This window comes from Pseudomonas viridiflava (genome assembly GCF_001642795.1).
Classification (GTDB): domain Bacteria; phylum Pseudomonadota; class Gammaproteobacteria; order Pseudomonadales; family Pseudomonadaceae; genus Aquipseudomonas; species Aquipseudomonas viridiflava.
Window position 1 is genome coordinate 233938 of sequence record NZ_LKEH01000026.1, and the last position, 24634, is coordinate 258571.

A 24634-nucleotide genomic window follows, 5' to 3' on the forward strand; every position below is an offset into this window, starting at 1 on the left:
TACATCAGTTGATGTTGAAGCATAGCCCCCATCGCAGGACTTTCAAAAGGAAGCCATGACACTTTGCAGCCAATTCTCCACACGAATGCGAGGTTCAATCGCAAACCTTCTATCAGCGCACGACGGCCTGAAAGCGTATCGAAAATGAGTCAAACGCTCAAAATTTCCTGACCTTTCTGACATCACCCCACGCTCACAACCATTGAACTAATCATCAGCCCCGCTCACCTAACGTTGTGCAGATAGCTTCTGGCCACCCGCTCAGTCCGATTCTGAGCTTCCCATTTACACACGAAGGTTTGATGAATCATGAAGAGTGAACAGGTAGAAGGTGTTGCAGAAAAGCTCGTCGGCAAGGCGCAAGGCGCGGTCGGGAGATTCCTGGGTGATTCGAAGCTGGAAGCCGAAGGTGCTGGCCGCCAGACCTCCGGTCAACTGACCAAGACTTACGGCGATGCGCTGGACACTGTGTCTGCGTTCGTCAAAGAGAAGCCGGTCGCAGCCTTTGCAATTGGTGCGGTAGCGGCAGTGTTGCTCAGCCGCATCCTGCGTCGCTGATTCGGCAAGAGGGAGTGTCCGCTTGGGCATTCCCTTTTTGTTAGTCCTCTCCTGCTATTCCTGATGGTTACGCCACGCGTCGAAGTCAGCGCGTCTCAGGCGATCATCACAGCCCGCAAACCTACGTCCCCCTCGGCTTGACCCGCGCCGTAGCTTCCGCCACCAGCGGATCATCCGGCCAGTAATGCTTCGGATACCTGCCCTTCAAATCCTTCTTCACCTCTGCATACGTACTGCGCCAGAAATTGGCCAGGTCCTGCGTGACCTGCACTGGACGGCGGGCGGGTGACAGCAGGTGCAGTTTGACGACCTGTCTGCCGTTGGCGATGCGCGGGGTGTCGGCCAGGCCGAACAGTTCCTGCAGGCGCACGGCGAGGATGGGCGGGTGTTCGCTGTAATCCAGGCGCACCGATGAGCCGGAGGGCACGCTGAGGTGATGGGGCGCGAGTTCATCAAGGCGCTGCGGCAGCGGCCAGGGCAGCAGATTGCGCAGGATCGAGGACAGGTCCAAGTTGCCGAAATGGCTGAGCCGCGTGACTTTGCCCAGATACGGCTGCAGCCAGCTTTCCAGTGTGTCGAGCAGGCTGGCGTCGCACACGTCCGGCCATTCACTGGAAGGCTGTTTTTCCAGATCCAGTTGGCGCAACAAAGCGACCCGCGCCTGCCACTGACGCAGCTCCGGCGTCCACGGCAACAACTCCAGCCCCTTGCGCCGGACCAGCGCGAGCAAGGCGCGACTGCGTGTGGCTTCGTCGAGCCCGGTGAGGGGCTCACGGCTGAGGATCAATTCGCCGACCTTGCGCTGGCGTTCGGCGCGGAACACACCTTCGCGCTCGTCCCAGTCGATCTGGTCGAGCAACGTGACCTGCTCGGCCAGCACGGAATCGAACAGCGCCGGGTCGAATTCAGCAGCCAGATAGATCCGTTCTTCACGCTGCCCCTGACGACTGCCCAGATCCGCCACGACGATCCATGCCTGCTTCATCAAGGCATCGGCTTCAGCAAACAACGCTGCGCGACCATTGGCCAGACGATACTCCGCGCCACCCGGCCTACGCTGCTGGGCGACACGGTCCGGGTAGGCCAGCGCCAGCAACGCGCCGAGCCAGCGCGGGTGATCGGGATCAATGACCGGACTTTCAGCCTTGCCGCGCAGGTAGCCACGGTACTGACGCGCCAGCTGTTTGGCCCGTTGCACACCACCCTGTGCGCCACGTGCTGCGCGCTCGGTGCCCGCCAGCAAGGTCAGGCGACTGTGCAGATCGGCCCCGGCGCCACGCAGAATATCCCGCTCGCCCAACAGCGCCGCGACATCACATGCCAGATCGCCAAGCCCCAGCGCATGGCCGCGCAGAAGCAAGTGGGCGATGCGTGGATGAGCAGGCAACTCGGCCATCGCCTGGCCGTGGGGCGTCAGGCTGCGCGCTTGCCCTGACTGACTGCTCAGCGCTTCCAGACGTACCAGCAGGTCCTGAGCCTGTGCATAAGCGGCTGCAGGCGGCACATCCAGCCAGACCAGTTGAGCTGGCGTCACGCCCCAGCGCGCAAGTTGCAGCGCCAGTCCGGCCAGATCCGCCTGCAGAATTTCCGCCGTGCCGTAGGCCGCCAACTGATCGTGCTGCGCTTCTGACCACAGGCGATAACACACGCCCGGCTCCAGACGCCCTGCTCGTCCGGCGCGTTGCGTGGCGCTGGCGCGGGAGATGCGCTGGGTTTCAAGGCGCGTCATGCCGCTGCCCGGATCGAATCGCGGCACACGCGCCAATCCGGCATCGATCACCACCCGGACGCCGTCGATGGTCAGACTGGTCTCGGCGATGTTGGTCGCCAGCACCACCTTGCGCGTGCCCTTGGGCGCAGGCTCGATAGCCGCACGCTGGGCGCTCAGGTCCAGCTCACCGTGCAAGGGACACAGCAGAATGTCGTTGCGCTCGCCCAGCGCATCGGCCAGTTGCTGATTGACTCGACGAATCTCGGCCTGCCCCGGCAGAAACACCAGCAGGCTGCCGGACTCGCTGCCCAGCGCATCAAGCACGGTCTGCACCACGCGTGGCTCGACAAATTCACCGGGCTGAAAAGGACGCCCCCACTGCATCGTCACCGGAAACATACGCCCGTCGCTGCGCACGACCGGCGCATCGTCCAGCAACGCCGCCAACCGCTCGCCTTCCAGCGTCGCCGACATCAATAGGATCTTCAGCGGCTGGTCATCGCGAAACAGCTCACGGCCGTTAAGGCTCAGGGCCAGTGCCAGATCGGCATCCAGACTGCGCTCGTGAAACTCATCGAAGATCAATAACCCGACACCTTCCAGCGCCGGATCGTCCTGCAGACGTCGGGTCAAGATACCTTCGGTGACCACTTCGATGCGGGTTTTGGGGCCGACTTTGCTTTCCAGTCGGATGCGATAGCCCACGGTCTCGCCCACCTTCTCACCCAGCTCGCTCGCCAGACGCTCGGCGGCAGCGCGCGCAGCCAGACGCCGCGGTTCCAGCATGAGGATCGTCTGCCCGGCCAGCCAGGTTTCCTCCAGCAGCGCGAGCGGCACACGCGTGGTCTTGCCCGCACCCGGCGGCGCTTCGAGCACAGCCTCGTAACGGGTGGACAGCGCCTCACGCAAGGCGGGCAGGACGGCATCGATGGGCAGGGAAATCATGGCAGCTCCAGAACAGGCGGCTGATTATACGGGTGTGGGGTGAGCTTCACATGATGATCACGTACGCGGCCTTCCTTGCTGGCTTCCTGAGATTAGATTAACGGACAAGCGTCTATTTCTTGAGCGACCACTGACTCTGGCTTACGATGAGCTTTTATCCCCCCCGGGGGGATAAAAGATGGGCGCGCCTTTCATGTGAGATTTCTCATGCTCAAAATTCTAGCCAACCGAACCTACCGGCACCTCTTCCTGGCACAAGTGATTGCGCTCGTAGGAACGGGTCTTGCCACGGTCGCATTAGGCCTGCTCGCATTCGACCTCGCGGGGGCCCAGGCAGGCGCCGTTCTTGGTACAGCGCTGGCGATCAAAATGACGGCCTACATTGGCGTTGCGCCTGTTGCAGCGGCATTTGCAGAGCGCCTGCCTCGCCGAGCCATGCTGGTTTCGCTGGATCTTGTACGGGCCTTGGGTGCGCTCGCTCTCCCGTTTGTGACCGAGATTTGGCAAATCTATGTGCTGATTTTCGTTCTCCAGTCCGCATCGGCCGCGTTCACCCCGACGTTTCAGGCGACCATTCCGGACATTCTGCCGAATGAGGACGATTACACACGCGCCCTATCGTTATCACGACTGGCCTACGATCTTGAAAGCGTCGCCAGCCCGATGCTCGCTGCCGCCTTGCTGACTGTGATCAGTTTCCACAACCTGTTCGCCGACACGGTCATCGGTTTCCTTGCTTCTGCCGCCCTGGTCGCCACGGTGTTGCTGCCCAAGGCAAAGCAGATACCACGACGCAGCATTTACGAACGAACCACCCGTGGCATGCGCATATTCCTGGCAACACCCCGCTTGCGAGGGCTTCTGGCCCTGAATTTGACCGTAGCTGCAGCCAGCGCCATGGTGATCGTCAATACGGTGGTACTGGTTCAGTCGCGCTTTGCTCTACCCCAAAGCTCTACAGCATTAGCACTGGCGGCGTTCGGTGGTGGCTCAATGGCGGCTGCCTTGGTCTTGCCTCGACTGTTGAAAGACATCAAAGACCGAACAGCCATGCTGTTTGGTGGGGGAATATTAGTCGCGGGATTGGCGGTCGGGATCAATCTGACCACCTATAGCTTCCTGCTACCCCTTTGGGTGCTGCTCGGGGTCGGCTATTGCCTGGCACAGACTCCGAGCGGTCGACTGTTACGTCGCTCCGCACACGCAGAAGATCGCCCGGCGCTGTTTGCCGCCCAATTTGCTTTATCCCATGCTTGTTGGCTGATCACCTATCCATTGGCGGGATGGCTGGGGGCGAACATCAGTCTGACTGCGTCGTTCATCGGGCTTGCTGTCGTGGCGGGTGGTGCGCTGTTGATCAGCATTGCGATCTGGCGTCCAGCTCATGACGATGAATCTATCAGGCACACCCATGAGGACTTGCCAGGCGATCACACTCACCTCGGAGGGCAAGATGGCTTTGTTCATGAACACCCCTATGTGATCGATGATCAGCATCGCCGCTGGCCCCATTGATGACGCTGGGTATTCCTGACTTGAAGTGACTTTTGGCATTTAGATGATGAGCCGTAAAGCCTGCAGGGTGGCAAGGTGCGCTGGATAGAACCAATAGCCCCATTGCCGCACCAGCCAAACGTTGAAAGGCAAGGTCTGACGAAGAAGCAAAAGTCCGATCAAGGGAGCCGCAAAAGCGGTGCTCAAAACGAGTAGCGAATAGACATCCAAGTCCGCCGCCTTGGTCACGATGGTGCCGCTTCGTGTGTTGATCAACAAGCATAGCGCCGCTGGCAGAAGCCAAACTACACCGGGCTTTTTGATCGCCACCAAGACCGCCGCTGGAACCAGCGCCCCATAGAAGCCGTACATCAGCGGATCTTTCAACACGTAGGCACAGGCAGCGGCCATCAACGCCATAATTCCACTTATTAAAGTGCGATGCTGCCATCCCCAGGCGATCACCAAACCGAAGGCTAGGGTAACCAGCACATTGAATGTTTCCGAGGAGGAGCTGAGGTAGCGATAAGGCACCTCTGAAATGGCGGCAAACAACAGCATCAACGCAAGGTATCGCCCGTTGGCCATCGTAAACAGCTCGCCTGGTTTAGAGCGCGCTACGTTGGCTGCAATGGCGACGCAGAATAGCGGAAAGGAAAGTCTCCCCGGAATGAACAAATAGCTCATCTGCGGCCACACTAACCGCAAATGGTCGACAACCATGGTCAGCAACGCGAGCCACTTGATCAGATCGAGGCTGCTGCTTCGGCTCTTGAGCGACGGGGCTATATGAGAAGTCATTATGCCCACCCCAAGGTGGCTGCAGCCAGAACAAGATAACGTACGCCCTTGGCCAAGGTGACAATCAGCAGGAAACTCCAGAATGGCTCACGCATAACTCCAGCGACGACCGTCAGCGGATCACCAATGATGGGTACCCAACTCAGCAACAATGACCAGCGTCCGTAGCGCAGATAGGACTGCTGGGCTTTTTCGAGCTTTGCCTCACTCACCGGGAACCAGCGCTTGTGGCGGAATCTTTCAACAGAACGGCCCAGCCCCCAGTTAAGAGCCGAGCCGAGCACATTGCCGAAGGTGGCGACTCCCAATAGCATCGAAGTGACGTATCGGTCGGATAACAACATTCCGACCAGTACCGCTTCAGATTGCATTGGGAGCAGCGTGGCTGCACCGAATGCCGCCAGGAAAAGACCCAGGTAGCTAGTGAGTTCAAACACTGATGACTCGCCTTAAACATTCAGCCCGTCCAGCCATGGAACCCGGCCTGCAGACCAATAGATGCGAGCTCCATCATGGTGGAGCTCAGCGAAGTTGGGCCTTTAAGACCTAAAGGTACTTGGTGATTTGTTTAAACGCTTCAAGCGGTGCCCGCTCACCATTGCCCAATGCCGAGACGGTGTCCTCCAGGCAGTGATCAATGTGATCCTGGATGAGCGTACGTTTGGCTTGGCACACCGCTTTTTCGACAGCGTGCAGCTGCTGGGCGATGTCCACACACTGACGCCCTTCTTCGATCATGGTGATGATGCCGCGTAAATGACCATCGGCTCGCTTGAGGCGCTTGATGATCGCCTCGTGACTTCGGTGGGTGTGGGGATGGTTATGTTCGTGTTCTTGCTCACTCATGACTTGAGCCTCAGACCTCGATGAATTACGCTTGCATCCTATCCCCCCTAGGGGGATATGGTCAAACGTATCACGGCCACTCCAAGCGAACTTGAATCCGGATGCTATGTTCAGTAGATCCCTGACAACGACAGTGGTATTCGCACTTGTTCTCGCCATGTTTGTGGCCTGGGCCGGGCATACCTATACGTTGTCGGTAGCGACGAAAACGCCTGCCTGGGAAATCACGCAAGACGACCATCACTCCCATAAGCAGCAGGCAGAGATGTCGAGCGCGAGCTACTCGGATCATTACCACTCACCGCTGACTCCTGACCATCAGCACGAAACGCCACAGCTCACTTCCACGTTGAGATTGGCGGCACAGCCGAAGCCGTCCGTACGAGTCGATGCCCCCCAATATTCTGTTCCCCGTCCACCGATTTTCTTGATCGAGCGTCCACCCCGTCCTTCGTTCGCATCCTGACCACGGCCGCACGCGGCCTTTGATCCCTGCAACGTAGGATTGATCTATGCATTCGCACTCGATGAGCGGCGTTAGCGCATTCACTGCGCCATCGCACCGCCCGCTATTGCTGTTGTTTTTACTTGTCGCTGCATTGTTCCTCGGGATGCCCGAGGCGATGGCTCACGCCGTCGCGGAAGGTGACAAGGGTTTTATTCAGGAGAGTTCCGGCATCATGTTGCTGCCCTTCATCTACATGGGCGCCAAACACATGATGACGGGCTACGACCACCTTCTATTTCTATTCGGGGTGATCTTCTTCCTCTACCGCCTCAAAGACGTAGGGCTCTACGTCACGCTATTCGCTGTAGGCCACTCTGTCACGCTGCTGCTTGGCGTACTGACTGAGGTCAGCATCAGCTCCTACATCATCGACGCCATCATCGGCTTCTCGGTGGTGTACAAGGCACTCGATAACCTGGGTGCGTTCCAGCGCTGGTTTGGTGTTCAGCCCAACACCAAAGTGGCCACGCTGATCTTCGGCTTACTCCATGGTTTTGGGCTGGCGACGAAGATCCAGGAATACGAAATCTCGCCAGATGGCCTGATTCCTAACCTGATCGCCTTCAACGTTGGTGTCGAGATTGGCCAATTGCTGGCCCTCAGCGCAATTCTCATTTTGATGGGGTATTGGCGTCGTACCGGTGGGTTCTGGCGACATGCCTACACCGCCAACGTCGCCATGATGAGTGCCGGTTTCCTGCTGATGGGTTACCAAATCACCGGCCTGTTTGTCTCCGCGTAAGGAATTCTGACCATGTTCAATACTCCGCTTCCCACTGTTAATGAGTTGCCTAGCACACGCAAACTGGTGCGCTCGACGGTTATCGCAATACTGGTTGCTGCCGGTCTTCTGGTAACCGTTGTCATGCCTTCGGAATACGCCATCGATCCAACCGGTGTAGGTCGAACACTGGGTCTTACCCAAATGGGCGAACTGAAGATCATCCTTGCTCAGGAAGCTTTAGCGGACGCAGCGCCGCCGGCGACAACATCCGCTGCCCCTGCCCCGCAGGTTGCACAAGCTCAACCTATTGCGAAACCTGCGCCTCAGCCTGAGGTGTCGTCAGCCCCTGCATTGAAGAAAAATCAAATCACCGTGACGCTTAAGCCTGGCGAAGGCAAAGAAATCAAGCTGGAGATGCTGAAAGGCAAGACTGTCCGCTATGAATGGACTGCGGCTGGCGGGCCAGTGAACTACGAGACCCATGGCGAGCCCTACAACGGCGAAAAGGGCTACTTCCACAGTTACGGCAAAGGCAAACAAGTCAAAGAAAACCAGGGGGAGTTCACGGCGATTTTTGACGGCACTCATGGCTGGTTCTGGCGTAATCGTAGCAACAGTGACGTGACCCTCTCACTGAAGACGTCCGGCGATTATTTAAGCATTAAACAGTAGTCCAGAACGCCGGGGCTGTTCTGCTGTTTGAGGGCAGCACCTGGCTTGGTTAAAGATCCTCTGTTTCGCCCACTTTGAAGAGTCTTCCTATGACAATCCTGACAAGCTTGATCCGTTCGATGCTTCTAATCTGTCTTCTTGGTCTGATAACGGCATGCGGTGTCGGAGAGAAAGAAGCAACGCCCGAAAGCGCTGAACACGGCCATTCACACGAATAACACTCTGGAAAAAAGGCCGCAAAAGCGGCCTCGCTTTCATGTTTAACCCTCTGACGTCACCTCGGGCCTAGTGCTTTACAGCCATGACAGGCAATCAAGCTCCAGGGAACGATCAGTTCACTCGAAGAAAAGCTACCCAGCACCGTAAAAGCTCATTCCACGTCAGCATAGATAGCCGCCCGGCCAGTGAAAACCGATGCCGATTTAAATAACCATCATGTGGTCGATTGAGGTTACGATTTCACCATGGAGATTCAATTTCATGACCCGCTATTTCTCTGCGCTCCCCACCAGGGGCGGCGCATGAGAAGGAACGAATGAAGCAGTCTCTTGAGCACTTTTAAAAACCAAAAGAGGTCATGATGTCACCCTTTGATATTCAACGAATGCTCATAGATGAGTTTCCACTGTCATTCCTGCTGGAAGTCGGCCTTCGAACAGTTTTTGCCTTTCTCGCCGTTTTTTTATTTCTGAAATCGAGTGGCCGTAGAGGGATAAGGCAGCTGTCGCTTTTTGAGCTGGTCGTGATACTGACATTGGGTTCTGCGGCTGGAGACGTCACGTTCTACCACGATGTGCCGTTGCTACCTGTCACCGTCGTTTTTCTCACCCTTCTACTTCTTTATCGCACGATCGTCCTGATGATGACGAAGAGCAAAAAATTCGAAGCGTGGATTGATGGCCTCCCCGTAACGGTCATAAACCATGGGTTATACGAACTTGAATCTTTGGGGAAATTAAACATAGCCTCCAGCGAACTACTCATGGAGCTTCGCCAACAAGGCGTTGAACACTTAGGCCAAGTCAGATTGGGCATCATGGAAACGGATGGTGACATAAGTCTTTATTTCTATGACAACGAGGACGTACGACCTGGACTGTCAGTCCTGCCTCTTGAGCACCGCATGGAATTTAAAAAAGCGCCCGCCTCAGCGCTTTATTGCTGCGTCAACTGCGGCTCATCACAAACTGTCCATATAGAACAAGAATCACGCTGCTCACGATGCGATCATGACACCTGGTCTGCGGCCTTGAGCACCAAACGCTGTAGGTGATGGGCTGCGCAGCGGCCCTTGACTGCATCTGATACACCGCATGTGCTGGTTTTGCTACCGGACAGTGGCGTATCAGAAGACAGCGACGCATCTCCTAAGCCAGGTTGAGCGTGAAGAGTGCTCAGTACGAGACGGCTACCGCCCGAAACCGATAACCCACCCACCAGAACCACCCCACCACTCAATAGTCTTAGCCTTGCAGCCTTTGCCTTGTATAGTTGCCCTCTTCATCTCAGGAGCTTTCCATGCGCATTCCTTCCCGTTTGATTGGTGGCGTTGTGGTCGCCACGTTGCTGACCCAGCTGACTGCCTGCGGCAGTATTTTCTACCCTGACCGTCGTGGTCAGATTGATGGCAAGGTCGATCCGGCCATTGCGGCGCTGGATGCGTTCGGGCTGCTGTTCTATATCATTCCCGGCGTGATTGCCTTTGCGGTGGACTTTGCGACCGGTGCGATCTATTACGGGCCGGGCGAGCACGCGCAGATCGATCCGCAGAAGCTGCAACCGGCGATCAAGGCCGATGGCAGTGTGGACAACATCAAGCTGCAGGCCATCCTCGAAACCGAGCTGGGCCGTTCGCTGCCGTTGAACGACCCGCGCCTGATTCAGCACAAGGGCAGCGTCGAGCAATTGGCTTCGCTGGGGCTGATTCCCGCTGCGTAATCTTTTTTCAGGTTTGAAGGACGCGTCATGAGCACCAGTGCCGAACACAGCAGACTGTTGCGTCTCGCGACGCGGGCTTCACTTGGTGTGGCGATCACGCTGATCCTGGCCAAGAGCGTGGCGTGGTGGATCAGCGGGTCGGTCAGTCTGCTGGCAGGTCTGACCGACTCGCTGCTCGACGGCGCCGCGTCCTTCCTCAATCTGCTGGCCGTGCATTACGCCCTGCGCCCGGCCGATGACGATCACCGTTATGGTCACGGCAAGGCGGAAGCGCTGTCGGGCATGGCGCAGGCGCTGTTCATCGGGGTCAGCGGCGTGTTGATCGCCTTTCAGGCGGTGCAGCGTATTCAGAACCCGGAGCCACTGGGCGCGCCATTGCTGGGCATGATCGTGATGGTGGTGTCCATTGCGCTGACGCTGGCACTGCTGACCCTGCAAAGCCGGGTGATCAAGGCGACCGGGTCTGCCGCGATACGGGCTGACTCCCTGCACTACCGTTCGGACTTGCTGCTCAATGCCAGTATCCTGCTGGCGCTGACGCTGGCGTACTTCGGCTGGCAACAACTGGATGCCTATTTCGGGCTAGGCATCGCGCTGTACATTTTGTGGAGCGCTTTTCAGATCGCCAGGGAAACCGTTTCCGTGCTGATGGACGAGGAACTGCCCAGCGATGTCAGCACACACATGCTCGAGCTGGCGTGCGGCGTGCCGGGGGTGTTGGGCGCGCATGATCTGCGCACGCGGATTTCCGGCAATCACTGGTTCGTGCAACTGCACCTTGAGCTGCCGGGCGCGCTGACGTTGTCCGTTGCCCATGCGCTGTGCGATCAGGTCGCCGACGCCATCCACGCGCAATACCCGAAGGCCGAAGTGCTGGTGCACGCCGACCCTCAGGAAGTGGTGAAGCAGGCTCGCGCCTGATCAGCTTTAATTGACGCTGTAGCCGCGCCCTGCCAGGCAGGCGCCCATCGAACGCCGGTACAGGTCAACGACTTCAGCCTGAGGCTGTGAGGTGATGTTGGCCGGATCGAAGCCGCTTTGTTCCACGGCCCAGCGGTAGCATTGGTAGCGATCCAGTTCGACCTGCTGCTGACTCTGGCCGTTTTGGGGATAGGCGACGGGATCGTAGCCGTTGCCCTGTTGCTGCACCGGCTGTGAATACACCGTCTCGTTCTGCGGCGGATTGACCACCACATACTCCTGACTGTCCGACTGGTACGTGTAATACGTGCCTGCCGCCAGAAACAACAGACTGCTGCCAATCCACACTTCCTGCGAATACGACGGCAGACTGCGAACACGTGCGCCGTAGGGCGGGTTCACGACCACGTAGCGCGGGCCTTGCGGCCTATACCAGTAACCTTCGGAATAGTAGTAATCCTGCCCGCGATAAGGGACACGCGAATAGCCGTGCGGCACGCTGTCGATGGCGTAACCCGGACGATAGCGCGGTCCAGGCCCCCAGCCGTTGCCGTGCCCGTCAGGACGTCCATTCCAGCGCTCGTCAGGCCTGCCGTTGCCAGCCGACCAGTTACGGTTATTGCCACGCGGAATGTCCTGATAGTAACCCTCACGCGGCTGCTGGGTTTGCCAGGCTTCACGCGGACCACTCTGGATCGGCAGATTGTCCTGGTTCTGTCTCAACTGCTGTTGCTGCTGGCGCTGTTGATTCTGTTGTTCCTGAATCTGGCGTTGCTGCTCGCGCTGCTGCTGATTGATCTGCTGTTGCTGCTGACGCTCCACATTGCGCTGCTGGAGTTCCTGCTGCTGAATCTGTTGTTGCTGCTGACGTTCGACCTGGCGTTGCTGGTTCTGCTGCTCCTGGATCTGACGCTGCTGTAGGTTCTGCTGCTGATAGATCTGCTGCTGTTGCTGGCGCTCGACGTTGCGCTGCTGGTTCTGTTGCTGCTGCATCTGACGCTGCTGATTTTCCTGCTGCTGAAAACGCTGCTGATTCTGCTGTTGCTGCTGCGGTCGCTGAGGTCCACCGTCGATGGCATTGCCTCGTGAATCATCACGCTCGTCGGCCAACGCATGGGCACTGATGCTCAGGCATAACAGACTCAGACCCGCGAACTGCCAGATGCCAGATTTCATGCTTTCCTCACTAGAGCGCGGATGGACGTTATTGAGACGGTGATAGCGATGCGCCGTTCTGTGCACTTTATCAGGACGCAAAGAAAAGGGGACCAATTGGCCCCCTTGGGATACTTCGTCCTGGCGCGACGCTTGTGGCATCGGCTCACTTCACACCGTCTTGTGGACAGTCTGTAGCCCGGGGGCCTGGCACACCCGGTTGGGTGGGAGGCCGCGACTGGCCTGATTCGGCGAGTCGCGCTGGACGCTGTGTCCGGGCAGTGATTCTGGTTAAAAGAATAGGCCTGCGGCATTGGCAGAGGATTGCTAATGTTGCTCGATAAAACATTACTTGCGCAATTTTTGACTTCAGATGAATAATCCTGCGCAATCCAAATCATAAAGGGGGTAGATCGTGAGCAAGCTCGACAGATATGACTTGAGCATTTTGGCCGAATTGCAAAAGGACGCGCGCATCTCAAACCAGGAATTGGCGGAACGCATTGGTCTGTCGCCGTCGCCGTGCTCGCGCCGGGTCAAACAGCTGGAAGATGATGGTTACATCGTGCGACAGGTGGCCTTGCTGGACCGCAAGAAGCTGGGTCTGAATCTTACCGCCTACGTGCTGATCGGCATGGACCGCCACACACCGGAGCGTTTCGAGAACTTCGAGCAGCAGATTCGCAACCTGCCTCAAGTGCTGGAATGCAGCCTGGTGACAGGGATGGAAGCCGACTATCAGCTGAAAGTCGTGGTGCCAGACATGGACCATTACCAGAAACTGCTGCTGGGGCATCTGACCCGTATCGAAGGCGTGACCAGCGTGCGGTCGAGCTTTGTGCTCAATCAGGTCCTGGCCAGCACCGAAATGCCGCTGGTTCATCTGCGCAACTGATAAAGGGCCGTGATAACAGCGTTACAGCCTGGCGGGCACCTCGCGATACTCACCCTGATCGAGCCCGTCGAGCGTCCAGTCGCCGATCCTGACGCGCACCAGCCTCAGCGTCGGCAGGCCCACGGCAGCGGTCATGCGCCGTACCTGTCGATTGCGGCCTTCCCTGATGACCAGTTCCAGCCAGTGCGTTGGCACGCTTTTGCGAAAGCGGACCGGCGGATTACGCGGCCATAGGGCAGGCTCCTCAATCTGTCGGGCTTCGGCAGGCAAGGTCGGGCCGTCATTGAGCTGCACACCCTCACGCAGTTGCTGCAACTGTTCTTCGCTCGGTTCGCCCTCCACCTGCACCCAATAGGTCTTGGCCAGCTTGTGCTTCGGATCGGCGATACGCGCCTGCAATTGCCCGTCGTTGGTCAGTAACAACAGGCCTTCGCTGTCGCGATCCAGCCGGCCTGCCGGGTAGATGCCGGGGATATTGATGAAATCCTTGAGCGTCGCCCGCCCCTGTTCATCGTTGAACTGGGTCAACACGTCGAACGGCTTGTTGAACAGGATCAGCTTTGGCTCGGCGGGTGGCGCCTTGGCGACTCGCCGGGGAGCGCCTGATGGACTGGTTTGAGGACGGCGGGAGGCAGGACGCTGGATGCGGGACATGGGAATTCGGCAATCGGAAAACAGAAAGGGCCACTTTAGTGGCCCTTTCTGCAAATACCAACCGCAATCAACGGAACGGCGGTTCGTCGAAGCTGCGCAGTTTGCGCGAGTGCAGCGAATTGAGCTCGGTGCGCAGCAGGTCCAGCGCTGCGATGCCGATCTTCAGATGCTGGCTGACTGCGCGTTCATAGAACGCGTTGGCCGAACCCGGCAGCTTGATTTCACTGTGCAACGGTTTGTCCGAGACACACAACAACGTGCCATAGGGCACCCGCAGACGATAACCCTGCGCGGCGATGGTGCCGCTTTCCATGTCCACGGCCACGGCGCGGGACAGGTTGATCAGCGGACGCTCCTGCGCCCAGCGCAGTTCCCAATTGCGGTCATCGTAGGTCAGCACAGTGCCGGTACGCAGGCGCTTCTTGAGTTCTTCGCCACGCTCGCCGGTGATCTGCGCAGCCGATTCCTGCAGGGCCAGTTGCACTTCGGCCAGGGCCGGAATCGGGATGTGTGGCGGCAGCACGCGGTCCAGAATGCCGTCGCGACGCATGTAGGCGTGGGCCAGCACGTAGTCGCCGATGGTCTGCGACTGCCGCAGGCCGCCGCAGTGACCGATCATCAGCCAGCAATGTGGACGCAAGACCGCCAGGTGGTCGGTGATGTTCTTGGCGTTGGACGGCCCGACACCAATGTTGACCAGCGTCACGCCGTGACCGTCTTCGGCGATCAGGTGATAGGCCGGCATCTGGTAGCGGTGCCAGACCACGCTGGCGACGATGGCCTGGGCTTCGTCCTGACTCATGCTCTTGTCGACGATGACGTTGCCAGGCAGAACCATGCGCACGAAGCGCGGATCTTCACGCAGTTTTTCCAGGCCATGCAGGATGAACTGGTCGACATAGCGGTGATAGTTGGTCAGCAGAATCCACGGCTGCACATGGCGCCAGTCGCTGCCGGTGTAATGCACCAGACGACGCAGCGAAAAGTCCACGCGCGCAGCATCGAACAGCGCCAGTGGCAGCGGATCGACATTTGCCCAGTCGTAGAGGCCGTCGGCAATGCCATCGGTCGCGGCCGACAGGTCGGTACTCGGGAACACTCGCGCCAGCGCAGCGGCGGTCACGCCGGAGCCAGCCAGTTCATCGCCCTGTTCCACAACATATGGATAAGGAATGTTCTGCTCGCTCATGCCGACTTCGACCGTCACGGTGAAGTCGCTCATCAGCGGGCCGAGCTGCTCCAGCAGGTATTTGCGAAACGCCTTGGGCTGCGTGACGGTAACGCTGTAAGTGCCGGGCAACTGGACCTTGGCGTAAGCGCGAGTGGTCAACGGCACTTCGCCGTGGCACTGGTAGTTAAGGCGCAATTCAGGGTAGCGGAACTGCGCTCGTTCTTCGGCGCTGGGTTCGACGCGGTCTTTCAGGTAACGCTTGAGCGCCTGGCTCAGCGCGCTGGTCGCACGCTCGTGCAGTTCAGCGAGACGCTCTACAGCTTGCTCGGCAGTGTCTACAACAACAAAGGCTTGGGTCACGTTTCATGTCCTGTCTGAACTTGCAGACCTGCATCCTAACGGGTTCGCGTGCTCATGCCACCTGCGGCGACGCTCTGGATACCAATGTTTCGACATCCACACCTCGCGGCAATGCGCCATACACCCGCCCGCCAGCGGCTATTCGACCGGCGATGAAACCATCGCTGACGGCCGTGTTACCCGCCTCAAGCAACAGTTTTGCCTGCAGGGCGACAGCGATGTCTTCGGTCAGTTGCCGGGCGCGGTACTGGATATCGCTCAAATCGGTGAAGTCGCCTTTCAGCGCGGTGATGTGCGCGGCCAGACGTCGATCGCCATGCCCGTCACCCAGCTCGTCGAACAAGGCATCGAGCACACCCGGCTCCTTCGAAAGCGCCCTTAATACATCCAGGCACTGCACGTTGCCGGAGCCTTCCCAGGTCGAGTTGACCGGCGCTTCCCGGTACAGACGCGGCAAAATGCTGTCTTCGACGTAGCCAGCACCGCCGAGGCATTCAGCGGCTTCGTTGATCATGGCCGGGGCGCGCTTGCAGATCCAGTACTTGCCTACCGCCGTCACCAGCCGCACGAAGCGCGATTCATGGGACTCATCCAGATGATCCAGCGCGCGGCCCATGCGCAGGGTCAGGACCAGCGCCGCTTCGCTTTCCAGCGCCAGATCGGCCAGCACGTTTTGCATCAGTGGCTGCTCGGCCAGCAACCGACCACTCACCGAGCGGTGTGCGCAGTGATGGGTGGCCTGAGTCAGCGCCTGTCGCATCAACGCGCTGGAGCCGATCATGCAGTCAAAGCGCGTCATGGCGACCATTTCGATAATGGTCGCCACACCGCGCCCTTCCTCGCCGATCATCCACGCCAGCGCCCCTCGAAACTCGACTTCGCAGGAGGCATTGGACCAGTTACCCAGCTTGTTCTTGAGACGCTGGATATAGAACTCATTACGCGTGTCGTCCGGCCGGTGACGCGGCAGCAGGAAACAGCTCAGTCCTTTGTCGGTCTGTGCCAGGGTCAGGAAGGCATCGCACATCGGTGCCGAGCAGAACCATTTGTGCCCGACCAGTTCGTACGCCTGCCCCGGTCCGCCCGCACCGACTGGCCAGGCCCGTGTGGTATTGCTACGCACATCCGTGCCGCCCTGCTTCTCGGTCATGGCCATACCGATGGTCGCGCCGGTCTTGTGGGCAATGCCGAGGTTGCGCGAATCGTACTGAGTGGAAAGCACCTTGGGCAGCCATATCTCGGCCAGATCGGGTTGCAGGCGCAAGGCCGGAACGCTGGCAAAGGTCATCGTCAGCGGGCAACCGCTGCCGGGATCGGCCTGGGTATGCAGATAGCTCATCGCCGCTCGAGCGACATGCGCACCGGGCTGCGGATCGGTCCAGGGCAGCGAAGGGATGCCATGCTCGATGGCGGTGTTCATCAACTGGTGGTACGCCGGATGAAATTCGATCAGGTCGATGCGATGGCCGTAGCGGTCGTGACTGGCGAACACCGGCTTGTTCTGGTTGGCGAGAAAACCGGCTTCCATCAGCGGCCCACCTGCCAGCGCGCCGTACGCATCGATGCGCGTCTCGGCCCAGCCTGCGCCGTAGCGCTTGCTCCACTGTTGCAGCGGCAGATCGATTCTGTAGAGATTCGCACCGTCGAGCGGCGGTGGCTGATTGGTGACTTCGTGGGTTTCGGCGAATTGATTCAGGTTCATGAGTCATGTTCTCCCTGCGTGTTTCATGAGCAGGAGTGAATCATGCGCCCAAGGCTTCGCCTTTAAAAAGTGCCGTATGCGCCGAATGACCGGCGCTTTTGCCCTCTACTCTCACGTTCAAATACCCCAGTGGGCTTTCAATTCGGGCGTCTTGCGCACTGCGCCCGGAATGGCCATCAGCATCGGCAGGCTCAAGGTGAAGCAACTGCCTTGTCCCGGCTCGGAATGATGGCTCAACTCACCGCCCTGCAACTCGACCAGTTTGCGGCAGATCGCCAGACCGATGCCCAGCCCGCCGTACTGACGGGTCATCGAGCCATCAACCTGGAAGAAATGCTCGTACAGCTTGACCTCGTCCAGACGGTTGAACCCGATGCCGGTGTCCATGACTTCGACCCGCAGGCGCAGACGGTCAAGATCCTGCGGCTGACCGCTGACCCGCACCCTGATCTCGCCTTCGCGGGTGAACTTGATGGCATTGTCCAGCAGGCACTCGACGCACTGGTACAGCTTGTCGGCATCGCCACGAACCGTGGCAGGCAGCTTGTCGTCCAGATCGAAGGTCAGCGCCAGCGACTTGGCCTGCGCCGGGCTGTTGAAACGTTCATGCAACTGGCCGAACAGTTCACTGACCTCAAACGCATCGCACTCGGCATACAGCACACCAGCCTGCAGCTCGGTGAGGGTCAGAATGCCGTTGATCATGCTCATCATGTCCTGGGCGGAACTGGCGGCGGTCTGTTGATACATCTCCAGTTCATCGCCCAGCTTCAGGGTCTGCATCAATTCCAGAGAACCGATCACCCCGTTCATGGGCGTGCGCAACTCGTGGGTGACCGTGGCCAGAAATTCGTCCTTGAGGCGGTTGCTGGTCGCCAGTTGCTGGTTCAGGCGTTCCAGATCCCTGCCGGTTGCCACCAGTGTCTGGGCCTGTTGTCGCCGGGCATGGTTGATGCGGTCGGCGAGCGCCATGGACAGCAGCGCCATTTCCAGCACAGTACCGATATGGCACGCATACATGGTCAGGAAGGTATTGGGCAATTTGCCCAGCAGCATCAGGCCGAAAATCACCCCGCCGACCATGAACACCGACCAGGCAATCACGAAGTAACGCCCTACGCGCTCGCCCTTGGCAACGGCGACGATGCCCGCCAGATAGATCACAAGCGCCCCGGCCTCGACCAAATAGGTCGCCGAACGCAACGCAGGGCCGTAGCCCAGAAACAAGGCAATACCCATGACCACGGCAGCCGCGCCGACCATCACCAGCAGCAGCTTGTCGAGCCAGGGTGCCAGACGTTTGGTCATCAGAAAGCTGCGTGAAAACTGGCAGGCGAACAGCGTCGCCATCGCCATCAGAAACGGTGTCGACGCATTCGCCCACCACGGGTTATTCGGCCACAGGTATTCGATGGCGACCCCGTTGATCGACATCTGATACAGCCCGAACGACGCGACGTAGAGGATGTAATAGAGATAATCGGGGTCGCGCACGCTGATGAAGATGAACAGGTTGTAGACCAGCATCCCCAGCAATACGCCGTAGATCAGACCGAACACGTAGATCCGAGCCGGTTGGGCCTCGAGATAGGCATGGGTTGACCAGAGATTGAGCGGCCCCTGGAGCGAGCCCTCACTCTTGAGGCGCAGGTACACGGTGCGCTGCTGACCGGGCGGCACGTCCAGCTGGAAGAGGTAGTTGTTCTGTTTGAACTGACGGCTGGCGAACGGCAGCATGTCACCGGTCTGCCAGATCAGTGTCGGGCGTCCTACGGCGTCCTGTGTATAAAAGTCGACGTGATCCATCGGTGGGTACGCCAGCTCCAGCAGCCAGTCCGTATGCTGATCGGCCGTGCGGGGGCGATACAACAGATCGACTTTCAGCCAGAAAGCCGAACGCGAGTAGCCGGCATTGAAGGTGCGGGTTTGCAGAGGTCGAAACTCACGCGTGCCCGCCTCGGAGCTCACGCTTTCGATCGTCGCCTCACCCGTCGGGTCTTCGAACACCTGAATCGCCCGCCCAAGCGGCAGGAACTGAGTGTTCTCATCAAACTCCACGGCATGAGCCAGCATTGGCAGCCAGACAGCAAGCATGATTAGCAGATAGCGCATTAAAGCCCCAAGGTCGGTCGTCGCGGCCACTCCATCCGTTGATGGCGACGTCCTGCAAATGTCTATCCTTGAAACAGGCTTAAGGGTGTGACCGGTACACGACAACTGCCTGTGGACACCGCAGCGGGCACGCCATTCAGCAGACTCTCGGAATAGTGAAGCATAGCCGTTAATAGCTTTAAGGCACCATCGCTTTAATAATCAAGACGATGGCTCTATTTCGGCACTTCCAGGCCAAACATGAATTTTCTTCGGATTTAACCAGGCCGCTCGGGCGTTCGGCGCGCTCTACCGATCCGCAAGAAAATCGTTCATCGACAGACGGCCCCGGAAAGGTTTAGTGATAAGCTCGCGCACCATGAATATCTATAGCTCCCGCCCCGTTGTCCTCTGCCTCTCCGGCCACGACCCTAGTGGCGGCGCCGGCATGCAGGCCGATATAGAAGCCCTGCTTGCCCAGGGTTGCCATGCCGCTCCGGTCATCACGGCGCTGACGGTTCAAGACACCGTCAATGTCAGTGATTTCCGCGTGCTGGATCGCGACTGGGTGCTGGCCCAGGCGCATGCCGTCCTCAACGACTCGTGCGTCGCCGCCGTGAAGCTGGGCATGCTTGGCTCGCTGGACATGGTCGATACCGTTGTCGAGCTGCTGCAGGCCAATCCGCATCTGCCCATGGTCTGCGACCCCGTGTTGCGAGCCGGTGGCGGCGGACGTCTGGGCAAGGACGAAGTCGGTTATGCCATGCGCGAGCAACTGCTGCCGCTGTCAGCCATCGCCACGCCCAACCTGCCGGAAGCCCGCATCCTTGCGGAGTTGCCTGAAGGCACGGCGGATGAATGCGCAGAAAAGCTGCTGCCTTACTGCCAACATCTGCTGATTACCGGCGGGCATGGCGACGAACAACAGATCCACAACCGTCTCTATGTTCGTGGCGGCCAGACCCATACCTTTGTCTGTGAACGCTTGCCAGGCAGTTACCACGGTTCAGGCTGCACACTGGCCAGCGCTCTTGCGGGACGATTGGCACAGGGCGAGGAAATGGTCAGCGCGGTGAAATCCGCCCTCGATTACACCTGGAGAACGTTGCGCGACGCCGAGCAGCTGGGCAAGGGTCAATTCGTCCCCCGCCGTCTTCCGCTGGACTTCTGTTCGTAACGCACTGCCATGAGGGTCGATCCATGAAACTACGTGGCCTGTATGCCATTACCGACAGCCAGTTGCTGACGGGCAGATTCCTGTCTTACGTTGAAGCCGCCCTTGATGGCGGCGTGACGCTGCTGCAATACCGGGACAAGACGGAAGACGAATCGCGCCGTCTGCGCGAGGCGACTGAACTGCTCAAGCTGTGCGAGCGTTACAAGACGCGGCTGATCATCAATGACGACGCAGAACTGGCGGCTCGTCTGGGTGTAGGCGTGCATCTGGGGCAGACCGACGGCTCATTGCCCGACGCACGCGCGTTGCTGGGACACAAGGCGATTGTCGGCGCGACCTGCCACGGCAAACTGGAACTGGCCGAGCGCGCCAAAGCCGACGGGGCGACTTACGTAGCCTTCGGACGGTTCTTCAACTCCCAGACCAAACCGAACGCGCCTGCCGTGCCTCTGGACCTGATCGCTCAGGTCCGCGCCAAGGTACACCTGCCTATCGCCGTCATCGGCGGCATCACCCTGGACAACGCCCCGCAACTGGTCGAGCACGGCGCCGACCTGCTGGCCGTCGTCCACGGCCTGTTCGGCGCCGAAACCCCTCAGGAAGTCACCCGCCGGGCCAAGGCATTCACCGAACTGCTGGCCAGCGGCCGCTGAGCATGCCCGTGACGCTCTGCGTCACATCAAAAGCGGACGCAGAGCGTCCAGAGAGGCGCTACCACGCTGGAGCGTGGGAACGATCTATTCCCGACGCTGATCGGCGTGAGAATGAAGATCAAGCCTGCCCCACCAACTTGAACTCGAAATCCGGCATGCCGGTCGCATTTTCCAGCGCCAGCAGTGCGCGTTTGCGGTCGACGCCACCGGCATAACCGGTCAGATCGCCACCCGCGCCGATGACCCGATGGCACGGCACGATGATGGAGATCGGGTTCTTGCCGTTGGCGGTCCCCACTGCCCGCGAATGGCCGGGGCTCAAGCCCATCTTTCTTGCCATCGCTCCGTAGGAAATCATCTCGCCATAAGGAATGCGCGCCAGCTCAGCCCAGACCTGTTCCTGAAACGGCGTACCGCGCATGCGCAGCGGTACATCGAAGACCCGGCGCTCGCCGCGAAAGAACTCGGTCAGTTGCTCCTGCGCCATCCGCACGACTCTGGGCACGTGCTGGTCGTCGGGCATCATCACCAGACCGGGATAGTGCTTCTGGCCAATGAAGTAAACGCCAGTCAGCGTATCGTCCTCGACACGCAGGGCGATGTCGCCCAAGGGGCTTGAAAGCAGATAGCCGGGAATCATGATGGTGTCTCCTCACGTTGATGCCAGACATGCACGGTCGCGTAGGCTCGCCACGGCGCCCACTGGCTCGCATGCTCGTTGAGCTGCGCAGCCGTCGTGCAACCCAGGCGTTTTTTGAGCACCGCATCGCCTTCGGGAAACGCATTGGGCCAGCCCAGGGCGCGCATGGCAATGTATTGCACGGTCCACTCGCCGATGCCGCGAATGTGTCGCAGCTCCGCCAGCGTTTCGTCCAGTGGCACCAGCGGCTCAAGCAGGATCCGCCCCGCCGCCACTTCCTCGGCGACTGCGATAATCGCCTCGGCGCGAATGCGGATCAGGCCGGTGGCGATCAGGTCCTCATAATGCAGCGCTGCGATGGCCTGCGCGGTCGGAAACGCATGGTGCAGCCCGAAGGGTGCATCGCTGACCGGCGTGCCGAATCGTTCGGCAATCCGGCCCAGAATCGCTCGTGCATTGAGCACCGATATCTGCTGGCCGACCACCGCCCGCACCGCAATTTCGAAGCCGTCGAACGCACCGGGAACACGCATGCCGTGCAGATCGCCAATAAGCGGTCCAAGGTGCGCATCGACCAGATCAGGTCGGCAGCCAGTGTCGAACACCCTCCGCACCCGCCCGAGCACCACTGCGACCGCCGCTTGCAACGAGGCCGACATGGTCACCACCAACGCGTGCCGCTGGGGTGCATCGGTCACGCTGATCCAGCCAGAGACCTTGCGCCCCGCATGCTCGACTTCGATGACCCGCGCATAAACGTCGTCACTTACATGCTCGACGCCGGCAATGCAGCGATGCGCGAGAAACGCCAGCACGCCTTTCCACGAAAATGGCGGCCGGTAGGACAGCTCAAAGCGCAGCTCGGCGTCGTCGGCTTTGTGCGCTGCCTTCCTCAGCCGCGTCGGATTCAGGCTGTAGCGCGCCTGAAAGACATCGTTGAAACGTCGCACGCTGCCAAAACCTGCCGCCAGCGCCACCTCGGTCATGGACAATCCGGTGTCGGTCAACAGGCGCTTGGCAATCAACAAACGTTGCGTCTGCGCGAAATCAATCATCGAGACGCCAAACTCGGCTTCAAAAATCCGTCGCAGGTGCCGTGCCGTGACACCGACTCGCTCAGCCAACGCATCCAGTGTTCTGCCACTCAGAAAGCCCTCCTCTATCAACCGGGCCGCGGCCTGTGCCAGCCTGCTCGACATGTCCAGCAGGCTTTGTCCGGGTGCCAGTTCAGGACGGCAACGCAGGCACGGACGAAACCCCGCCTGCTCGGCAGCCGCAGCCGTTCTGTAGAAACTGCAGTTTCTGGCCTGCGGCGCACGCACCGGGCACATCGGCCGGCAATAAATACCGGTGGACGACACGCCCATGAAAAACCAGCCGTCAAACCGGCGGTCCCTGGCGATAAACGCGGCGTAGCAGATAGTGGGATCGAGAGTGTTCATGGGCAGACTCTATTCCAGGCCCCGGCAAAAGTCTGGCTGAATTCGGACATGTGCATCTGACCGGCGCTCATCATTTGTTATAGTGGCGCCTCCTGCGCTTTCTCTGGCTCACGCCCATCCAATAAAGCAGTCACTGCTCACCTCGGCTGACGCCAGCGTAGACCCGACTTCCTCGTTTCAAAGCAGAGACCCGATCATGTCCCGTTCCGAAACACTGTTCGCCAATGCTCAAAAACATATTCCCGGTGGCGTGAACTCGCCGGTTCGTGCGTTCAAGAGCGTGGGTGGCACACCGCTGTTCTTCAAGCACGCTGCTGGCGCTTACGTTACTGACGAAGACGACAAACGCTACGTTGATTACGTCGGCTCATGGGGCCCGATGATTCTTGGCCACAGCCACCCGGAAGTACTCGACGCAGTACGCAGCCAACTGGAACACGGCCTGTCCTATGGCGCACCGACCGCCATGGAAACCGAGATGGCCGATCTGGTCTGCTCGCTGGTGCCGTCGATGGAAATGGTGCGCATGGTCAGCTCCGGCACTGAAGCCACCATGAGCGCCATCCGTCTGGCCCGTGGTTACACCGGCCGCGACAGCATCATCAAATTCGAAGGCTGCTACCACGGCCACTCCGACAGCCTGCTGGTCAAGGCTGGTTCCGGCGCACTGACCCTGGGTGTACCGAGCTCGCCGGGCGTACCTGCAGCCTTTGCCAAACACACCCTGACCGTGCCGTTCAACGACCTGGAAGCGGTGCGTGACATGCTCGCGCAAGTGGGCCAGGAAGTGGCGTGCATCATCGTCGAGCCTGTGGCTGGCAACATGAACTGCGTACCGCCAGCGCCGGGTTATCTGCAAGGCCTGCGCGACTTGTGCGACGAGCACGGCGTGGTGCTGATTTTCGACGAAGTCATGACCGGCTTCCGCGTTGCCCTCGGCGGCGCACAGGCGTACTACGGCGTGACGCCAGACCTGAGCACCTTCGGCAAGATCATCGGCGGTGGCATGCCGGTCGGCTGCTTCGGCGGCAAACGCGAAATCATGTCGCACATCGCCCCGCTCGGCCCGGTCTATCAGGCAGGCACGCTGTCCGGCAACCCGCTGGCAATGGCTGCCGGTCTGACCACGCTGCGCCTGATCAGCCGTCCGGGCTTTCACGATGAACTGAGCGATTACACCCGTCGCCTGCTGGAAGGCCTGCAACAACGCGCTGACGCCGCAGGCATTGCGTTCGTGACCACCCAGGCGGGCGGCATGTTCGGCCTGTACTTCAGCGATGCCAGGGAAATCGTCACCTTCCAGGACGTGATGACCAGTGACGCCGACCGCTTCAAGCGCTTCTTCCATCTGATGCTCGAAGGCGGTGTGTATCTGGCGCCAAGCGCGTTCGAAGCAGGCTTCACTTCCATTGCCCATGGCGATGCCGAATTGCAGCTGACGCTGGATGCTGCCGAAAAGGCCTTCGCTGCGCTTAAATAAGCTGCTGCGGATGATTCGTGCAGGCAAGTTTCGCCTGCACGAATCCATATCGGTGAATGAAACTGAACGTTGTTGCAGCAATTAGCTTCTACACTG

At 59.4% G+C, this 24634-nt stretch carries 22 protein-coding genes and 1 pseudogene; 12 read left to right on the forward strand and 11 right to left on the reverse strand.

Going from position 1 to position 24634, the window contains the following annotated elements:
- The first annotated feature begins 309 nt into the window (after positions 1–309).
- Complete coding sequence (locus AO065_RS13945) at positions 310–558, forward strand: CsbD family protein (RefSeq protein ID WP_004885010.1); 249 nt, start codon at positions 310–312, stop codon at positions 556–558.
- Positions 559–679: 121 nt separating this feature from the next.
- On the opposite strand, the gene hrpB is transcribed toward AO065_RS13945, so the two are convergent.
- Positions 680–3214 carry an ATP-dependent helicase HrpB gene (gene hrpB, locus AO065_RS13950; RefSeq protein WP_004885012.1) on the reverse strand — a complete coding sequence of 845 codons (2535 nt, stop codon included), beginning with the start codon at positions 3212–3214 and terminating at the stop codon, positions 680–682.
- 207 nt (positions 3215–3421) lie between these two features.
- Between hrpB and AO065_RS13955 the strand changes: the two genes are divergently transcribed.
- Positions 3422–4729, forward strand: a complete 1308-nt coding sequence (locus tag AO065_RS13955) for an MFS transporter (RefSeq protein ID WP_004885014.1) — start codon at positions 3422–3424, stop codon at positions 4727–4729.
- Positions 4730–4768: 39 nt separating this feature from the next.
- Here AO065_RS13955 and AO065_RS13960 read toward each other — a convergent pair whose 3' ends face one another.
- The 3 genes from AO065_RS13960 to AO065_RS13970 all read right to left on the reverse strand — a co-directional run bounded on the left by AO065_RS13960 (position 4769) and on the right by AO065_RS13970 (position 6355).
- Positions 4769–5509 (reverse strand): TraX family protein, encoded by a 741-nt coding sequence (locus AO065_RS13960; protein ID WP_004885017.1) that lies wholly within the window; start codon positions 5507–5509, stop codon positions 4769–4771.
- Entirely contained in the window at positions 5509–5946 is a 438-nt protein-coding gene (locus tag AO065_RS13965) for a YqaA family protein (protein ID WP_004885018.1), read from the reverse strand. Before AO065_RS13965 ends, AO065_RS13960 begins: the two co-directional genes overlap by 1 nt.
- A gap of 109 nt (positions 5947–6055) precedes the next feature.
- Positions 6056–6355, reverse strand: coding sequence for a metal-sensing transcriptional repressor (locus AO065_RS13970; RefSeq protein WP_004885020.1), 300 nt, complete (start codon positions 6353–6355; stop codon positions 6056–6058).
- A 512-nt stretch (positions 6356–6867) separates the two neighbouring features.
- Here AO065_RS13970 and AO065_RS13975 point away from each other — a divergent pair.
- The 5 genes from AO065_RS13975 (at position 6868) to AO065_RS13995 (ending at position 11118) form a co-directional block, all read left to right on the forward strand.
- Entirely contained in the window at positions 6868–7605 is a 738-nt protein-coding gene (locus AO065_RS13975) for a HupE/UreJ family protein (RefSeq protein ID WP_032651797.1), read from the forward strand.
- Between the two features lie 12 nt (positions 7606–7617).
- Positions 7618–8259 carry a hypothetical protein gene (locus tag AO065_RS13980; RefSeq protein ID WP_004885025.1) on the forward strand — a complete coding sequence of 214 codons (642 nt, stop codon included), beginning with the start codon at positions 7618–7620 and terminating at the stop codon, positions 8257–8259.
- A gap of 580 nt (positions 8260–8839) precedes the next feature.
- Positions 8840–9532, forward strand: a complete 693-nt coding sequence (locus AO065_RS13985; protein WP_004885027.1) for a DUF421 domain-containing protein — start codon at positions 8840–8842, stop codon at positions 9530–9532.
- Positions 9533–9777: 245 nt separating this feature from the next.
- Positions 9778–10197 carry a hypothetical protein gene (locus AO065_RS13990; protein WP_004885029.1) on the forward strand — a complete coding sequence of 140 codons (420 nt, stop codon included), beginning with the start codon at positions 9778–9780 and terminating at the stop codon, positions 10195–10197.
- 27 nt (positions 10198–10224) lie between these two features.
- Positions 10225–11118: a cation diffusion facilitator family transporter gene (locus tag AO065_RS13995; RefSeq protein ID WP_004885031.1), complete on the forward strand. Its 894-nt coding sequence runs from the start codon at positions 10225–10227 to the stop codon at positions 11116–11118.
- A 6-nt stretch (positions 11119–11124) separates the two neighbouring features.
- Here AO065_RS13995 and AO065_RS27185 read toward each other — a convergent pair whose 3' ends face one another.
- Positions 11125–11841 carry a DUF6515 family protein gene (locus tag AO065_RS27185; protein WP_004885034.1) on the reverse strand — a complete coding sequence of 239 codons (717 nt, stop codon included), beginning with the start codon at positions 11839–11841 and terminating at the stop codon, positions 11125–11127.
- Here AO065_RS27185 and AO065_RS27655 point away from each other — a divergent pair.
- Together AO065_RS27655 and AO065_RS14010 are read left to right on the forward strand one after the other, a co-directional pair.
- Positions 11842–12333: pseudogene (locus AO065_RS27655) on the forward strand (hypothetical protein); the annotation flags it as partial.
- A gap of 355 nt (positions 12334–12688) precedes the next feature.
- Positions 12689–13168, forward strand: coding sequence for an Lrp/AsnC family transcriptional regulator (locus tag AO065_RS14010; protein WP_004885037.1), 480 nt, complete (start codon positions 12689–12691; stop codon positions 13166–13168).
- 21 nt (positions 13169–13189) lie between these two features.
- On the opposite strand, the gene AO065_RS14015 is transcribed toward AO065_RS14010, so the two are convergent.
- From AO065_RS14015 to AO065_RS14030, 4 genes are all read right to left on the reverse strand, one after another.
- Positions 13190–13822, reverse strand: coding sequence for a pseudouridine synthase (locus AO065_RS14015; RefSeq protein ID WP_004885038.1), 633 nt, complete (start codon positions 13820–13822; stop codon positions 13190–13192).
- A gap of 67 nt (positions 13823–13889) precedes the next feature.
- Positions 13890–15353, reverse strand: coding sequence for an AMP nucleosidase (amn, locus tag AO065_RS14020; RefSeq protein WP_004885040.1), 1464 nt, complete (start codon positions 15351–15353; stop codon positions 13890–13892).
- 52 nt (positions 15354–15405) lie between these two features.
- Positions 15406–17055: an acyl-CoA dehydrogenase family protein gene (locus AO065_RS14025; protein ID WP_004885041.1), complete on the reverse strand. Its 1650-nt coding sequence runs from the start codon at positions 17053–17055 to the stop codon at positions 15406–15408.
- Between the two features lie 117 nt (positions 17056–17172).
- Complete coding sequence (locus AO065_RS14030) at positions 17173–19167, reverse strand: sensor histidine kinase (RefSeq protein ID WP_004885043.1); 1995 nt, start codon at positions 19165–19167, stop codon at positions 17173–17175.
- Between the two features lie 358 nt (positions 19168–19525).
- Between AO065_RS14030 and AO065_RS14035 the strand changes: the two genes are divergently transcribed.
- Both AO065_RS14035 and thiE read left to right on the forward strand, forming a co-directional pair.
- Entirely contained in the window at positions 19526–20323 is a 798-nt protein-coding gene (locus tag AO065_RS14035; protein ID WP_004885045.1) for a hydroxymethylpyrimidine/phosphomethylpyrimidine kinase, read from the forward strand.
- Positions 20324–20346: 23 nt separating this feature from the next.
- Positions 20347–20976 carry a thiamine phosphate synthase gene (thiE, locus tag AO065_RS14040; RefSeq protein WP_004885046.1) on the forward strand — a complete coding sequence of 210 codons (630 nt, stop codon included), beginning with the start codon at positions 20347–20349 and terminating at the stop codon, positions 20974–20976.
- Between the two features lie 118 nt (positions 20977–21094).
- Here thiE and AO065_RS14045 read toward each other — a convergent pair whose 3' ends face one another.
- The gene (locus AO065_RS14045) at positions 21095–21616 is read right to left on the reverse strand and encodes a methylated-DNA--[protein]-cysteine S-methyltransferase (protein ID WP_004885047.1); all 522 of its coding nucleotides are present in this window, start codon (positions 21614–21616) and stop codon (positions 21095–21097) included.
- Entirely contained in the window at positions 21613–23058 is a 1446-nt protein-coding gene (locus AO065_RS14050) for a DNA-3-methyladenine glycosylase 2 family protein (protein WP_004885050.1), read from the reverse strand. The genes AO065_RS14045 and AO065_RS14050 overlap by 4 nt, the downstream gene beginning before the upstream one ends.
- 196 nt (positions 23059–23254) lie before the next feature.
- On the opposite strand from AO065_RS14050, the gene hemL reads away from it, so the two are divergent.
- Complete coding sequence (hemL, locus tag AO065_RS14055; protein ID WP_004885052.1) at positions 23255–24538, forward strand: glutamate-1-semialdehyde 2,1-aminomutase; 1284 nt, start codon at positions 23255–23257, stop codon at positions 24536–24538.
- The last annotated feature ends 96 nt before the right edge of the window (positions 24539–24634 follow it).

Excerpts from the sequence above, each read along its gene's own strand:
- AO065_RS13945 (WP_004885010.1), top strand. The coding sequence starts at position 310 with ATGAAGAGTGAACAGGTAGAAGGTGTTGCAGAAAAGCTCGTCGGCAAG.
- hrpB (WP_004885012.1), bottom strand. The coding sequence starts at position 3,214 with ATGATTTCCCTGCCCATCGATGCCGTCCTGCCCGCCTTGCGTGAGGCG.
- AO065_RS13955 (WP_004885014.1), top strand. The coding sequence starts at position 3,422 with ATGCTCAAAATTCTAGCCAACCGAACCTACCGGCACCTCTTCCTGGCA.
- AO065_RS13960 (WP_004885017.1), bottom strand. The coding sequence starts at position 5,509 with ATGACTTCTCATATAGCCCCGTCGCTCAAGAGCCGAAGCAGCAGCCTC.
- AO065_RS13970 (WP_004885020.1), bottom strand. The coding sequence starts at position 6,355 with ATGAGTGAGCAAGAACACGAACATAACCATCCCCACACCCACCGAAGT.
- AO065_RS13975 (WP_032651797.1), top strand. The coding sequence starts at position 6,868 with ATGCATTCGCACTCGATGAGCGGCGTTAGCGCATTCACTGCGCCATCG.
- AO065_RS13980 (WP_004885025.1), top strand. The coding sequence starts at position 7,618 with ATGTTCAATACTCCGCTTCCCACTGTTAATGAGTTGCCTAGCACACGC.
- AO065_RS13985 (WP_004885027.1), top strand. The coding sequence starts at position 8,840 with ATGTCACCCTTTGATATTCAACGAATGCTCATAGATGAGTTTCCACTG.
- AO065_RS13990 (WP_004885029.1), top strand. The coding sequence starts at position 9,778 with ATGCGCATTCCTTCCCGTTTGATTGGTGGCGTTGTGGTCGCCACGTTG.
- AO065_RS13995 (WP_004885031.1), top strand. The coding sequence starts at position 10,225 with ATGAGCACCAGTGCCGAACACAGCAGACTGTTGCGTCTCGCGACGCGG.
- AO065_RS14015 (WP_004885038.1), bottom strand. The coding sequence starts at position 13,822 with ATGTCCCGCATCCAGCGTCCTGCCTCCCGCCGTCCTCAAACCAGTCCA.
- AO065_RS14025 (WP_004885041.1), bottom strand. The coding sequence starts at position 17,055 with ATGAACCTGAATCAATTCGCCGAAACCCACGAAGTCACCAATCAGCCA.
- AO065_RS14030 (WP_004885043.1), bottom strand. The coding sequence starts at position 19,167 with ATGCGCTATCTGCTAATCATGCTTGCTGTCTGGCTGCCAATGCTGGCT.
- AO065_RS14035 (WP_004885045.1), top strand. The coding sequence starts at position 19,526 with ATGAATATCTATAGCTCCCGCCCCGTTGTCCTCTGCCTCTCCGGCCAC.
- thiE (WP_004885046.1), top strand. The coding sequence starts at position 20,347 with ATGAAACTACGTGGCCTGTATGCCATTACCGACAGCCAGTTGCTGACG.
- AO065_RS14045 (WP_004885047.1), bottom strand. The coding sequence starts at position 21,616 with ATGATTCCCGGCTATCTGCTTTCAAGCCCCTTGGGCGACATCGCCCTG.
- AO065_RS14050 (WP_004885050.1), bottom strand. The coding sequence starts at position 23,058 with ATGAACACTCTCGATCCCACTATCTGCTACGCCGCGTTTATCGCCAGG.
- hemL (WP_004885052.1), top strand. The coding sequence starts at position 23,255 with ATGTCCCGTTCCGAAACACTGTTCGCCAATGCTCAAAAACATATTCCC.